Genomic DNA, 12,727 nt, shown 5'->3' on the forward strand with positions numbered 1-12,727 from the left:
GCAGCTACGACACAGGCGGCACCATGCCGACGCGGCAGTAAATCGTAGGATTTGGCCAATCAGCGAATATCCCTGAGGGCGCCGTTGGCCTCGATGCGGCGATAGCCTTCGTCATATCTAAACTCGCAGCACGCCCCCCCTAAACAAAACGGGCGCCCGACAAGGTGTCCGTTTTTTTGCGCTTTTGCGTTATTAACTTAGAGGAGCTTTGCCTTTCGCGGTCTTTCTTCGGTACCGGTCTTACGTTTAGGATGTTCAGGCTCATTTAATCGCTAAGTTCGGCAACAAAAAACCGGGGAGCCAGCCCAGGTTCTGTTAAAGATTCTCTGGATGCAGATATTATTTCTGCACATCGGTATTCCGACTTTCGATGCGGCCTACCAGCTTGAAATACCTTGCAACCCTTGCGTGATTGAGAAATCCCACGCGTCTCTCTAGATTTAATTTCGCAATGCCGGGCCCCTCTGACAGCTAATCGCTGCCATGTCGGAGTTGCAGTTTTTATAACTTCGACACTGAGAGGAGGGGCTCATGACTGCCCTAGAACCGTTCTTCTTGGCCGAGCTTCTCGGCACCGCCACTTGGTTGTGGCTAGTCTTTATAAGCATCGTGATGTGCCTGTTGGTCTTCGACCTCGGGGTGCTACACCGTGAGCATCGAGAGATCGGCGTTAGTGAAAGTCTACTGCTGTCTGCTGGCTATATCACTGCTGGTTTGCTGTTCGGCCTCTGGGTCTGGCAGGTCAAGGGCGGTGACGCCGGGATGGATTTCTACACCGGTTTTCTGATCGAAAAATCGTTGTCGATGGACAACGTGTTCCTGATGGCGATGATCTTCAGCTTCCTCTCAATCCCGCGCAGGTATCAGCACGAGGTGCTGTTCTGGGGCATTCTCGGTGTAATCGTGCTGCGCGCGATCATGATTGGCCTGGGGGCGGCGCTGATCGCCGAGTTCAGCTGGATTCTGTATGAATCGCCCCGGATTCTCTAGACACCTTGCAAGCTCATTGCGTAACGCTTTTCAAACTCTACCGGTGACAGCTGATTGTTGAAACCATGGCGGCGTTTTACGTTGTAGAACATCTCGATGTAATCGAACACATCACTACGAGCATCTTCCCGCACGGTATATATTTTTCGCTTGATCCGTTCCCGTTTCAGAAGTTGGAAAAAGCTCTCGGCCACGGCGTTATCATGGCAGTTGCCTCGGCGACTCATACTGGCAACCAAATTGTTCGCTTTCAAAAAGCTGCGCCAATCGGAGCTGCTGTACTGGCTGCCTTGGTCGGAATGAACCATCACCTCTTGCTTCGGTTTACGCCTCCAAACCGCCATCAATAACGCATCAATGGCCAAATCACTGGTCATTTGCGACTTCATTGACCAGCCAACGACCTGACGAGAAAACAGATCTAGCACCACCGCCAAATACAACCAGCCTTCATACGTACGAATGTAGGTGATGTCGGTGACCCAAACCTTGTTGGGTTCCACGACATCGAACTGGCGCTTCAGCAAATTGGGTGAGGCGACCGCTGGCTTACCGCCGTACTTTCCAGGGCGGCGTCTATAACCTGTCTGAGAACGGAGACCTTCAAGACGCATCAGCCTCGCCACACGATGACGACCACAATCCTCACCGACCTCGCGCAGATCGTCATGGATTTTACGATAGCCATAAACGCCTCCGCTCTCCAACCATGAGTGCTTGATCAAACCCAGCAGTCGCTGGTCGTCTTTAGCGCGTGCAGATTGCGGCTCAGACAACCAAGCGTAATAACCGCTGGGATGGACTTTCAGCGTCAAGCATAGCCGTCGAATGGAATAGTCGCCGGCTCGCTGCTTGATAAAGGCGTACCTCAACCGCACTCCTTGGCAAAGTACGCGGCGGCCTTTTTTAATATGTCTCGCTCTTCAGTGACGCGCTTGAGTTCCGCTCGCAGACGACGCAGTTCAGCGTGCTGATCATCATCCTGCTGCCGTTCTTCTTGAGGTTTGCTGTAGCGCTTTATCCAGGCATAGAGGCTATGCGTCGATACGCCGAGACGCGCCGCTACATCAGCGACAGGCAGCTTCTTTTCGGTCACTTGATTGACTGCTTGGATTTTGAATTCTTCGGGATAACGCGGGTTGCTCATGGCACCTCCTAATTGACCTCAGTTTAAGGCAAAGAGGTGTCTACGAAACCCGGGGCGATTCATCCTGCTGTTAACCGGAGTGAAGATGCTGTTCAGCAAGGTTGATGCCCATCCAAACCTTAGCGAAAATCTGCTGGTGAAGTTCCTGCGCAAACACATGCGGGTGACCGAGCGACTGCATGAAGGGCACTTCTTTGTCCGTCAGGCAGACGCCAGCGGCAAGTCCGTGGTCTGGGCAACGCCGTTGTTCTTAGCCTTGGTGCTGATCGAGTGTGCCGACCTGGTGTTCGCCGTGGACAGCGTGCCGGCGATCTTCGCCATCACCCAAGACCCCTTCATCGTCTACACCTCGAACATCTTCGCCATCCTTGGTCTGCGTGCGTTGTATTTCGCCCTGGCGGCGATGATTCACCGCTTCGCCTACCTCAAGTACGCGCTGGCGCTGGTGCTGGTGTTTATCGGGGGCAAGATCTTCCTGGTCGGCATCATCGGCAAGATTCCGGCGGTCATTTCACTGAGCGTGACCTTGGGTCTGCTGCTGGGCGGTGTGCTGCTGTCGCTGTGGAAAACCCGCGACCAAGCCTCTGCTGGCTCGCAGGAGTAAATCAAAAAAGGTGGCGGCCGCTAGTCGGCTGCCTCCTGGCGAATTGGCGACTTTGAGAAATGGGGACAGTGTCGGACTCGGCATTCAAGTCGAGCGTGGCTATAGCGCCAAGGGCGGTACTGGAAACGCCAGTGGATCCCCTCTGATCAATCCACATTGCTATCGACTAAATAGCGCCGGCAAGCGCGAGCTGGTTTTCGTGAAGGGTTTCGAGTACGTCCGGCAGTTGGGGAGGGGATGACATGGCATCCACTGCTTCTGCGCCGTTGGCAACGCTCCGAGCAGTAGCGCACGTCAGCCCAGCAGCGCGCCCATTTCTTGCGCCAGGCGAAAGGCAATCCGCAGACCGCACACGCCTTTACGGGCAGTTCACTCTTTTTCAAAACGACTCCCCTGCATCGAGTTTGGCGAGCAGTTTTTGGCCCCGTTTCCAGAGCGCCTCCTGCTTGGCTTCAGTCATCCGATGAGGTTCTTGTAGACCATGCCCATGCGCTGATTGCTGCGCAATAGGTCAACGTGACGCATCAGGAAATGCCAGTAAAGCGAATTGAAAGGGCAGGCGTCGTCGGTCGTGCTTTCGCTGACTTTGTACGCGCAATGACGGCAGTAGTCAGACATGCGCTTTATATATTGGCCACTGGCGCAGGCTTGCAGCCCAGGTAAAACCGTATCGCGCTCGCTGTTCAACCCCTTCAATGAGGCCAGGTCAAAAGACAACTGGTCGCCCAAGACCAGGCATAGTCGGTGAGCCTTATTCATTCGACGGAGTCCAACGGAAGGTTACTCACCAAGGCGCAGTCAGCGAGAAAGGAATGCGTAACGACCCAATGGGCCCATCACGTGAACCGCACATCTCGTCATGGACGCACTGCTGCACAAGCACGCTGGGGAATGGCGGGACAAACTGCAACAAGTCATGCAGGTGATTGATGGAGCGAAGGCGTATAGGCTTCGCTTCGTCGTCCATCAGTGTGAACTGGTCTTGATCCAGCCCGACTCGTGCCAGATATAAACCGCCTTCCAGAGACAGCAGCTCCAACTCTCGTACTTCGCCATTCGCGGCCCGTTCGGTCAACGCTGGCAGATTCAAGGTTCACTCCCTGCCTACCACGGTAGGCGCTCTCCGTTATAAGCAAAGAAATTGCCGCTGTCGGCATGCGCCAAACGGTCAATCAGTGATAACAATTCGCGGGCAGCGAGGCTTGCGGGCCTGGCGGCAGAAGCGCCTTTAAAGGGCTGGGACAGGCCCGAGATGACCGTACCTGGATGAAGAGTCAGCAAGCGGGTCTGAGGACGTGTTCGTGCTAGTTCGATCGCAGCCGTTTTAATCAACATGTTCAACGCTGCCTTGGAGGCGCGATAGGCATACCAGCCGCCCAAACGGTTATCACCGATGCTGCCCACCTTGGCGGAGAGCACTGCCATTGCACCACGAGGGTCAAGCAAGGGCAGGAAGTGGCGCAAAACCAGTGCAGGCCCGAGTGTGTTGACTTGGAATATCGCCTGAAGCGCATCCGCTTCAATAGAGGTGTAACTTTTTTCAGGCTTGATGTCTTCGCGATGAAGCAGGCCGGCAGCATGTAAAATCAACTGGTACGGGGCTTCTTCAGTTAATTCGGCGGCCGCCCTGGCTATACTGTCGGGCTTTTCCAGATCCAATCCTGGAGCACTGTTGCGCCCCAGCTCACGAACAACCGAGCATCTTGGATCTTCGTTGAGCAACTCACAAAACGCCGCACCGAGCGCTCCACTGGCGCCTATCACCAATGCACGGTAGCCCTCGCCAAGGGAGTTCATCCTGAAGGAACTGTTCATTTAGCCTCTCTGCAGACAGACGTGATCTATTGGCGCTAAGCGAGTCGCCCTATCAGTTGTATTAACTCGTGACGCGTAGCAGACGAATCGCGAAAGGCGCCCAGCATCACCGTTTTGCTTCTCCACGCCTCGCATCATCATGCACATGTGCTTTGCCTCAATAACCACAGCCACGCCGGCTGCACGCCAGCTCCATAGGGTGGCGTCCAGGCCCTTAACCCAGCGGCCATCGGCAAAACAGGCATGAAGCGTCGCTTGCATTTGCTCGAGCGTGAAACCAAGTGCTTTGGCGTCGAACTCAGGACTGTCTATGTCAACAAACAGCAGTCGGGCCTCTGCAGCGTGTCGGCGCAGGATCGTGATTTCACGCGCACACAACGGACAGTTGCCGTCAAAGTACAGCGTCAGTGACCAAGGCTCTTTGTTGTACATTGGTGATTGCCTTGTATAAGATTTGTATAAGATAGACCCAAAAAAACGACCTGACAATCACGGTCATTCCTTTACCGTGAAATGAACCACTCGCGGCAGGCAGTGTTCAAATTCAGCGGATATGCAGTCGCCTGCTTGCCCGAAAAGGAATGGGCAATGACCTAATTCTACAAAGCGACTCATTACGCTGACTTCAGCTTCGGATCGCCATCAATCTCGCCCACGCGGGACTTTTGGGCCTACAGTCTTGAGTGTCGCTCACTGCAAGGAATACAAATGAACGCGTTGCCTTCAACCTCTCTGCCAAAGCACGTCAGCCTGCTGGGTTATGGCGGTCTGTTGCCGTTTATTTTTCTGGCGCTGCTGATCCCGTTCTCTCTCGACTTTCGGCCGTTGTTTGCGATTGCGCTTGTTAACTATGGCGCAGTCATCCTGAGCTTCGTCGGCGCCTTACACTGGGGCTTCGCCATGACCGTGCAAGACTTGAGCGCCGAACAGGGCAGCGACCGGTTCATTTGGAGTGTCATTCCTGCGCTTATTGCTTGGATTGCCACGTTACTGCCAATGCCATTGGGTTGCTTGCTGTTGGTCATCGGCTTAGTTGTCCACCTCCGGCAGGACAGGCAGCTGTTGCGGGTTACGAGCTTGCCCGCCTGGTACCTGCCGATGCGATTACGGCTTACCCTCGTGGCGAGCGTCTGCTTGTTGCTTGCCGCGATCGTTGAGGCGCTTCATTCATGAAGCCTCGTGTGCCCGGCTCGTTGCCCGTGCCTGGCAGCCGCTTTTCGCGGTTGATGCGTTTTGGCAGTTTGGCCTCGGGCGTCGCGGGCGGCATGCTAGCCGAAGGCGCTCGGCAGTGGGTTCAGGGGAAACGTCCGGCGCTCAGCGAACTGCTGTTGACCTCGGGTAATGTGCATCGGGTGGTCGAGCAACTGTCGCAACTGCGTGGCGCCGCCATGAAGGTTGGGCAGTTGTTATCGATGGATGTAGGTGATTTGTTGCCGCGCGAGTTCAGCGAAATCCTTTCTCGTCTGCGTTGTGACGCTCATTCTATGCCCATGAGCCAGTTGGTGGCAGTCCTCAACGAAAGCTGGGGCAAGGGCTGGGAAGGGCGCTTCGAACGGTTTTCCTTCACGCCATTGGCGGCAGCGTCCATCGGCCAGGTTCATGTTGCGAAAGGAAAGGACGGCCAGCGTCTGGCGATCAAGGTGCAATACCCTGGCGTGCGCGAGAGTATTTCGAGCGATGTGGATAACGTAGCTACCTTGCTGCGCATGTCCGGGATGCTGCCTAAGGGCATGGACATCGGCCCATTGCTCCAAGATGCCAAGCGTCAGCTGCAGGATGAAGCGGACTACATGAAAGAAACCGAGCACTTACGGCGCTTTGATCAACTGTTGGCCGACAGTCCTGACTTTCTGGTTCCTCGTGCGTATGTCCAGTTCAGCACACCGAATATTTTGGTGATGTCCTTCGTTGACGGAGTAGCGGTGGAGTCACTAGAGCACGCGCCCCAGGCAGAGCGCGACCGGATCATCATGTTGCTATTCGGCCTGTTTCTGCGCGAGGTGTTCGAGTTCCAGTGCGTGCAGACCGACCCTAACTTTGCCAATTACCGTTATCAGCAAGGCTCCGGCCGGATGGTGTTGTTGGACTTCGGCGCCACGCGACTTTATGACCGCAACACTACCGAGGCTTATCGCCGCTTGCTGATTGCAGGCCTGCATGAAGACCGTGCCGCCATCACCAATGCCGCGCTGGACGTCGGCTACTTTCAGCCTGAAACGCTGCCCAAACACCGAGAGGTGCTCACTGATCTTATTACACATGCCTGCGAGCCCCTTAGGCATCAAGGCGCCTATGACTTTGCTACGTCAGACCTGGCCGTACGCCTGCGTGATACCGGCTGGGAACTAGGTGCCGACCGCGACTTCTGGCACACGCCACCTATGGATGTACTGTTTCTGCATCGCAAGGTGGGAGGTTTGTACCTGTTGGCCGCGAAGCTTAAGGCGCGGGTGAATGTTCGGAGGCTGTTCGAGCCTTACGTGATTTGAGCGCTTTATGGACGATAAATGCTCGCCTTGGGTACCGCTACCGCTTAACCAGGCCTTTACATAATTTTCGGCCCGCAAATTTCTGATCTCTGATTCAATTGGCGATTTTCTGGGCTGCGGAGCTATAGCTACATCGGCTATCGCTCATTCGGGCTTAAGCCCGGCTCGACCCAAAGTCTTCATATGACCTGAGCGAGTCACTCCGCAGTTAGCCTGCCACGATTGATTCGAGAAGCGTGTTGCAGCTGCCTCATTTTCCCGGGGCGTCACCAAGCCATCCGCTATCCCAGGCTACAGTGAGCTCGTCTATTCGATCAGCAATTTGAGGCGTTTTTGATAGGACTAGGCATCGCGTGTTGCCGAAAAAATCTTCAATCAGATAAACAGCGTCGCCGACATCCAACTCCAGCTCTTGCAGTGCCTCATCGGGAATCCGGATTGCACCGTCACCATCCCACTCTTCGATGGTGATTTTCATAGGTGGCTTTCTCACGTGTGGTCTCGATAGATTCTGCAAGCTGTCCAATACCTGTGGCCTCACGGCGGCAGGTTTTACAGATCTGCAAAATCATCAAGCCTAAGGTTAAGAGCCCCCGCATCGTGCGGCTCGTGCTTATGCGTATGTATCACTACGGCCTCAGCATATGCTCGCATTTGCTCAAGTTCTTTTTGAAAAGCCTTGTCCTGAACCGTGAGTTTGCTGGTGTAGGGTTTTCGGTCTGGTGCCGGCTTGGCTGCATAAGTCACTACCGAGTCACGGTCGTGCCGTAGCTTTTCTTGCACTCGGGTTTCGAGCATTGCACGTAACGCGTCTTTGTCGGGGCGGGTCAGCAATTTGTTACTCCTATTGGTAAACCAGGTACTAAGTAATCGAATGGAGGGATTGGCCGGTTGGTGAAAATCGGCTCGCCAAAAAATTGAGCTACGAAGAAAAGATTGGAGGCCAAGGAGAGCAGGGCCTTTGCTCAGAGAATGTGTCGCATCCCGCATCGAGCAGCCACGGGTAGCAATAGAAAATGTTTTAATTTGAGAATATGTTCTGACCATCATTTGTAATCAATGTGTTTGCGATTTCCTCGGCTGCGGCCATCGCGTTTGGCTTGGTTAAAAACACAGAGCCCTCCTTGTCGACTTTCTCAGTATTTGTAAGCATTTGGCGCTCGAACTCGATCAGCGGCATTGGTCGACCAAAAAGGAAACCCTGGAAACTTCGGCAGCCGAGCTCCAGCAGAGCGATGTATTGCTCATGAGTCTCCACCCCTTCGGCAATCACCTCTAGCTGCAGACTACTGGCCAATGCACAGATGGCACTGATGATTGCAAGACTGTTTGTATCGCCTGGCAGCTCGCGAACAAAGGACTGGTCGATCTTCAACTGATCTAGCGATAATTGCTGCAAGTAGGCGAGCGACGAGTAACCAGTGCCAAAGTCGTCGATCGAGAAGCGAATGCCATGCGCCTTGAGTTCACATATGCGAGCAATCGCACCTGGTAAGTCGTCAAGCAGCAGCGTCTCGGTAAGCTCTAATTTTAGTCTGTGGGGGGCTGCGCCACTTCGCTCCAAAGTCTGGAACACTCGCTCGACAAAGTTTGGCTGATAGAGGAGGCGTGCACTTAGATTGACGGATAAGCTGAGCGATGCCGTCGCCGATTGGCGGCTCCACAATGCTAGCTGATGGCAAGCCTTCTGCAGCATTTGCATATCCAGCGTTTCAATCAAGCCGGCGAGCTCAGCCACCTCAACAAAGGCCGCTGGACTCAGTAGACCACGCTGAGGGTGTTGCCAGCGTGCCAATACTTCAGCGCCAACCAGGCAACCTTTGTCGTCAAGCTGTGGCTGCAGGTAGGGGATGAACTCTTCAGACATCAGCCCCCGGCGGATATCCTGTTCTAGATTTAAGCGTTCGCTAACAGCTTCTTGCATGCGCGGATCGAAGAACCGCACAGTATGCTTACCCGCAGCTTTTGCTTCGTACATCGACAGGTCAGCGCGCTGCATGAGTTCATCTATTGAGCAAGACTCGTCGTTAAATAGTGTTACGCCGATACTCGCACTGCTGTGCAGTTCTAGTCCGTCAATTTGGTAAGTTTCGGCCAGCTTCGCTAGCAGTAATGTGGTGACATGCTCGACCTGCATGGCGGCCTGTTCTGGTTGTTTGTTGAGATGCTCAAGCAACACTACGAACTCATCGCCGCCAAGTCGTGCCACTGTGTCACTGACCCGCACTGCGCCATTGAGCCGCGCAGCAGCCAGACACAAGACTTTGTCACCAATATGATGCCCATGCAGATCGTTGATGTTCTTGAATCCGTCGAGGTCGAGAAACATCAGCGCTGCGTATTCGCCGCTACTCACGCAACCATCCAACACGTGCTGAAGGCGATCGAGGAGAAGGCTTCGATTGGGTAGGTCGGTCAGTCCATCAAAAAAGGCAAGGCGCTGGATACGCTCCTCGGCCGCCTTCCGCTCGGAGGTGTCGTCAATCGATGCGACGTAATTGATAACCTTGCCCTGGGTGTTTCGCACCGCGCTGATCGACAGCCATTGGGGAAAAATCTCTCCGTTTTTACGCCGATTCCAGATTTCGCCTTGCCAGCGATCTACCGCCTTGAGCTGTTGCCACATGCTTTGATAAAACGCCAGGCTCTGGCGTCCAGAGCTAAGCATGCTAGTTCGCTGACCAACAGCTTCCTCACTGCTATACCCGGTGATGGTGCTGAAGGCCTGATTGACTCTCAGGATGCGGTTGAGCTCGTCGGTGATAATCATGCCTTGCTGCGTTTCAAACGCGGCAGCTGCGATGCGCAACTCATGTTCGTCATCGATCCGCTGGGTTACATCGCGGGCGAGTACGACCACCGCTTGCTTACCATTGAGTTGAATGTCCAAACGTTGGGCATGACCCTCAAGTATCTTTATGCCGTCTGTACTCTGCCGGGTGTATTCGATGAGTTGCGGTTTATCGCTGGCTAAGGTCTTCCGTATGAAGTCCATAAAACGCTCGGCTTCACTTTGAGACAACACATCGTGCACGCTTTGGCCAATACGTGCGTTCAGGGCATCACTGTGTGCCTCCTTCTTGGAAGGGGTCACCTCTAGATAGAGTCCATCTTCATCCAACACCAATAGGGTGTCAGGAATCGCCTCGGTGATTGCGCGTAGGCGCGACTTCCTCAGTTGCAGGGCGAGCTCTGTTCGTTTGCGTTGCTCGATCTCTTTGAGCATCAAACCTAGTACGACCGTCGCAACTGGCATGACCAGCAGTAAGGGTACAGCTGCCTGTTCCTGGCTGGATGCTGCTTGTGCTGCGGGTAACAACAGCATATCCAAAACCTGCATTAACAGGCCTAAAAACCAAAGCTGCCAAGGGCCGATAGTAAGCTTACCGATTAAGGAGTAATGCCGGTAAAGCAGGCCAAACATTATGGATAGGCCGATCTCCACCAGGCCAAACGCCATACCGCTGCCGCCTATCCATATTCGGTAAAAACCGGCGATTAGGCCAGCAACGCCGGCCACGAGTGGCCCGTTAAATAGCGCGGCCATGCTCAGAACTACGCTGCGGCCATCGAAGAATATTCCGGGCTCTGGCGAGATGGGATTTAACATGGCAATCACACAAATAGCGCCGAATAGCAGTCCCAAAACCAATTGTATGGCCGTGTTGTGTCTGTCCCAGCGACGCGTAATAAACGCGTGTAGCCAGCACAAAGCCAAAAGCAAAGTCGCTCCGTTAATTAGACTTATAATCAAAACGACCCTCTCCTTTAGCTCTAGTTACCTGTTGAAGCGTTCAACCAGAGCCCGTAAACCACGAGAAGTAGTTTCAAGCTCACTGCCACGAGCGACTGCTGCATTAGCATTTTTAGCTGTTCTATCAACCGTCCCTGCGACGTTGTTGATCTGCCGAGCAATATCATCGGCGACATGCGCCTGTTCCTCTGAAGCGGCGGCCATTTGCTGACTCATGCCACTGATGCGTTCAACCGTCTCGCGAATACCTTGAAGGGCACCCTGCGTCTCTATGACCTGTTGCACGCCGTGATCTGCCTCGCGGATACCGAGTCTTGCGATGCTCACCGCCTCATCGGCACCCTTTTTAAGGGTTTCAATAACACTCTGAATTTGTTGGGTAGACACGCGAGTTTTACTGGCTAAAGCGCGAACTTCATCAGCAACCACAGCAAAACCACGGCCCTGTTCACCAGCCCTGGCCGCCTCAATTGCCGCATTGAGGGCCAGCAAGTTGGTTTGATCCGCGATAGATTGGATCACCCCGGCAGCAGTCATGATTTGCTGCGTTTCATTGGCGAGGTTATCCACCGCAGTGCTGATGTTTGTTACCGTGCTAGCCAGAAGCTGAATCGCCTCTCTGGTGGTGCCGGCGACTTTGTCGCCTTGTTCGGCCAGTTCATTCGCCGTTTGGGCTTCAATTGCGGTTTGTTGAACATGCCCCGCCACCTCACTGATTGAGGCCGCCATTTCAGTCATGGCCGCTGCAGTCATGTCCGTTTCGGCCCGCTGCTCCAGTAAGGCATGCTCGGTTTGATTAGAGAGCAACGAGGAGTGTGCAGCGGCTTCAGTCACCTGGTTAGCCAGATCGCTCAGCCGAGTTAAGGCGGTTTTAAGGCGGGCATCTTCGCTGATCAGTACCATTTCCAGTTGCGCTGAAGGGCCGTATGTATCGCTGTAGGTGAGGGCGCTGATCGGATCGCTGAAAGCGTCAGGAGCGCTTTTAATGATTCGATGGAGTTGGTTAGCCTCGCGCGTATAAGCCCACAATCCAATGGCTAGAAAGAGCATGGCGATTATTGTTTGCGCCAGCAGAATCGGAAGAGTGTTTACCACTCCGATAGCCGTCAGTGCCGCCATGACCGGGAAAATAAGCCTGCCCATAAAGGCGGCATAGTGGCGCCTTTTCGGTACGGCCATTTTGCCGGCACGAAGCCGCTGATACAGTGTTTGTGCACGCTCAATTTGTTCGCGAGTCGGTTTGACCCTTACGGACTCGTAGCCTACTAGATGGCCATTTTCGAGAATGGGAGTGACGTACGCATTGACCCAGTAAAAGTCGCCATTCTTACAACGATTTTTTACGACCCCCATCCAGCTTTTTCCAGCCTTCAGGTAGCTCCACATCATCCCAAAAACAGCAGGTGGCATGTCAGGGTGACGTACCAAATTGTGTGGACTTCCGACTAGCTCCTCGCGGGAGTAGCCGCTAATTTTCGTGAATTCATCATTGCAGTAGGTAATTTTACCGCTGGAATCAGTAGCTGAGATCAAGCGCTGCTGGGCAGGAAAAGTTTGCTCAACAGACGTAATCGTTTGAGTTGCACGCAAGGTTAATTCTCTACAATAGGCATACGTATGACCATTGTGCCATCGCCTCTGCTATTCTCGTAACTTTTGTGCGGTTATTGAGCTGAATTGAAGATTGCTGTCTCTCATTGCGTGGTATCCGTCACGGACGGCGGTAATCTGGGAAGTACATTTTCCGTAGCTTCTATAGGGGGTAGTCGCTTCCAGCGAAGACGCGACTGCCTCTATGCCGATGGCATCATAGATGCGAAATTGGAGTTCACTTGACGACACGCTTGCAGTCCTTTTGATCAGCACGCTTCGTAACCAAGATCGGCATAGAACGGCCGATTCTGTTGGAAAAGTCCGGCTTGGTTTCC

General features: G+C 53.9%; 9 protein-coding genes and 6 pseudogenes. 4 read left to right on the forward strand and 11 right to left on the reverse strand.

Features of this window, described 5'->3' with window-relative positions; all coding sequences use genetic code 11:
* Positions 1–531: 531 nt before the first annotated feature.
* Positions 532–969 (forward strand): annotated as a pseudogene (locus GQ39_RS08085) (TerC family protein); the annotation flags it as partial.
* A gap of 17 nt (positions 970–986) precedes the next feature.
* Here GQ39_RS08085 and GQ39_RS08090 read toward each other — a convergent pair.
* Positions 987–2,137, reverse strand: a protein-coding gene (locus tag GQ39_RS08090; protein WP_134939429.1) for an IS3 family transposase whose coding sequence is annotated in 2 segments (ribosomal slippage) — positions 987–1,900 and positions 1,900–2,137 — 1,152 coding nt in all. Because the reading frame shifts where the segments join, the coding sequence is not laid out codon by codon here.
* Positions 2,138–2,201: 64 nt separating this feature from the next.
* Here GQ39_RS08090 and GQ39_RS08100 point away from each other — a divergent pair.
* A pseudogene (locus GQ39_RS08100) lies at positions 2,202–2,741 on the forward strand (TerC family protein); the annotation flags it as partial.
* 251 nt (positions 2,742–2,992) lie between these two features.
* On the opposite strand, the pseudogene GQ39_RS33225 reads toward GQ39_RS08100, so the two are convergent.
* The 5 genes and pseudogenes from GQ39_RS33225 to GQ39_RS31330 all read right to left on the reverse strand — a co-directional run.
* A pseudogene (locus GQ39_RS33225) lies at positions 2,993–3,124 on the reverse strand (DUF2256 domain-containing protein); the annotation flags it as partial.
* A pseudogene (locus tag GQ39_RS08105) lies at positions 3,121–3,386 on the reverse strand (cryptochrome/photolyase family protein); the annotation flags it as partial. The pseudogenes GQ39_RS08105 and GQ39_RS33225, both read right to left, overlap by 4 nt.
* A gap of 139 nt (positions 3,387–3,525) precedes the next feature.
* Positions 3,526–3,831 (reverse strand): DUF6482 family protein, encoded by a 306-nt coding sequence (locus tag GQ39_RS08110; protein ID WP_047528733.1) that lies wholly within the window; start codon positions 3,829–3,831, stop codon positions 3,526–3,528.
* Between the two features lie 14 nt (positions 3,832–3,845).
* A complete protein-coding gene (locus tag GQ39_RS08115) occupies positions 3,846–4,556 on the reverse strand; it encodes an SDR family NAD(P)-dependent oxidoreductase (RefSeq protein ID WP_047528735.1) in 711 nt (236 codons plus the stop codon).
* A gap of 35 nt (positions 4,557–4,591) precedes the next feature.
* Positions 4,592–4,988, reverse strand: a pseudogene (locus GQ39_RS31330) (DCC1-like thiol-disulfide oxidoreductase family protein).
* A 276-nt stretch (positions 4,989–5,264) separates the two neighbouring features.
* On the opposite strand from GQ39_RS31330, the gene GQ39_RS08125 reads away from it, so the two are divergent.
* A complete protein-coding gene (locus GQ39_RS08125; protein ID WP_047528736.1) occupies positions 5,265–5,729 on the forward strand; it encodes a DUF3429 domain-containing protein in 465 nt (154 codons plus the stop codon).
* The gene (locus GQ39_RS08130; RefSeq protein WP_047528737.1) at positions 5,726–7,045 is read left to right on the forward strand and encodes an ABC1 kinase family protein; all 1,320 of its coding nucleotides are present in this window, start codon (positions 5,726–5,728) and stop codon (positions 7,043–7,045) included. Before GQ39_RS08125 ends, GQ39_RS08130 begins: the two co-directional genes overlap by 4 nt.
* A 250-nt stretch (positions 7,046–7,295) precedes the next feature.
* Here the strand turns inward: GQ39_RS08130 and GQ39_RS08135 are convergent, their stop codons facing one another.
* The 5 genes and pseudogenes from GQ39_RS08135 to GQ39_RS33735 all read right to left on the reverse strand — a co-directional run.
* Positions 7,296–7,523, reverse strand: a complete 228-nt coding sequence (locus GQ39_RS08135) for an AbrB/MazE/SpoVT family DNA-binding domain-containing protein (RefSeq protein ID WP_442961638.1) — start codon at positions 7,521–7,523, stop codon at positions 7,296–7,298.
* A gap of 74 nt (positions 7,524–7,597) precedes the next feature.
* Positions 7,598–7,879 (reverse strand): hypothetical protein, encoded by a 282-nt coding sequence (locus tag GQ39_RS08140; RefSeq protein ID WP_052193503.1) that lies wholly within the window; start codon positions 7,877–7,879, stop codon positions 7,598–7,600.
* A 187-nt stretch (positions 7,880–8,066) separates the two neighbouring features.
* Entirely contained in the window at positions 8,067–10,784 is a 2,718-nt protein-coding gene (locus tag GQ39_RS08145) for an EAL domain-containing protein (RefSeq protein ID WP_081998009.1), read from the reverse strand.
* Between the two features lie 39 nt (positions 10,785–10,823).
* On the reverse strand, positions 10,824–11,978 hold the full coding sequence (locus tag GQ39_RS08150; protein ID WP_442961743.1) for a methyl-accepting chemotaxis protein: 1,155 nt from the start codon (positions 11,976–11,978) through the stop codon (positions 10,824–10,826).
* Between the two features lie 129 nt (positions 11,979–12,107).
* Positions 12,108–12,389 (reverse strand): annotated as a pseudogene (locus tag GQ39_RS33735) (PAS domain-containing protein); the annotation flags it as partial.
* Between the last annotated feature and the right edge of the window lie 338 nt (positions 12,390–12,727).

It is taken from the genome of Pseudomonas sp. 11/12A (genome assembly GCF_000800055.1).
Taxonomy (GTDB): domain Bacteria; phylum Pseudomonadota; class Gammaproteobacteria; order Pseudomonadales; family Pseudomonadaceae; genus Aquipseudomonas; species Aquipseudomonas mohnii.

Bases quoted from the DNA above. Each gene is read 5' to 3' on its own strand.
- GQ39_RS08150 (WP_442961743.1), bottom strand. From the start codon at position 11,978: ATGGCCGTACCGAAAAGGCGCCACTATGCCGCCTTTATGGGCAGGCTT.
- GQ39_RS08115 (WP_047528735.1), bottom strand. From the start codon at position 4,556: ATGAACAGTTCCTTCAGGATGAACTCCCTTGGCGAGGGCTACCGTGCA.
- GQ39_RS08130 (WP_047528737.1), top strand. From the start codon at position 5,726: ATGAAGCCTCGTGTGCCCGGCTCGTTGCCCGTGCCTGGCAGCCGCTTT.
- GQ39_RS08125 (WP_047528736.1), top strand. From the start codon at position 5,265: ATGAACGCGTTGCCTTCAACCTCTCTGCCAAAGCACGTCAGCCTGCTG.
- GQ39_RS08135 (WP_442961638.1), bottom strand. From the start codon at position 7,523: ATGAAAATCACCATCGAAGAGTGGGATGGTGACGGTGCAATCCGGATT.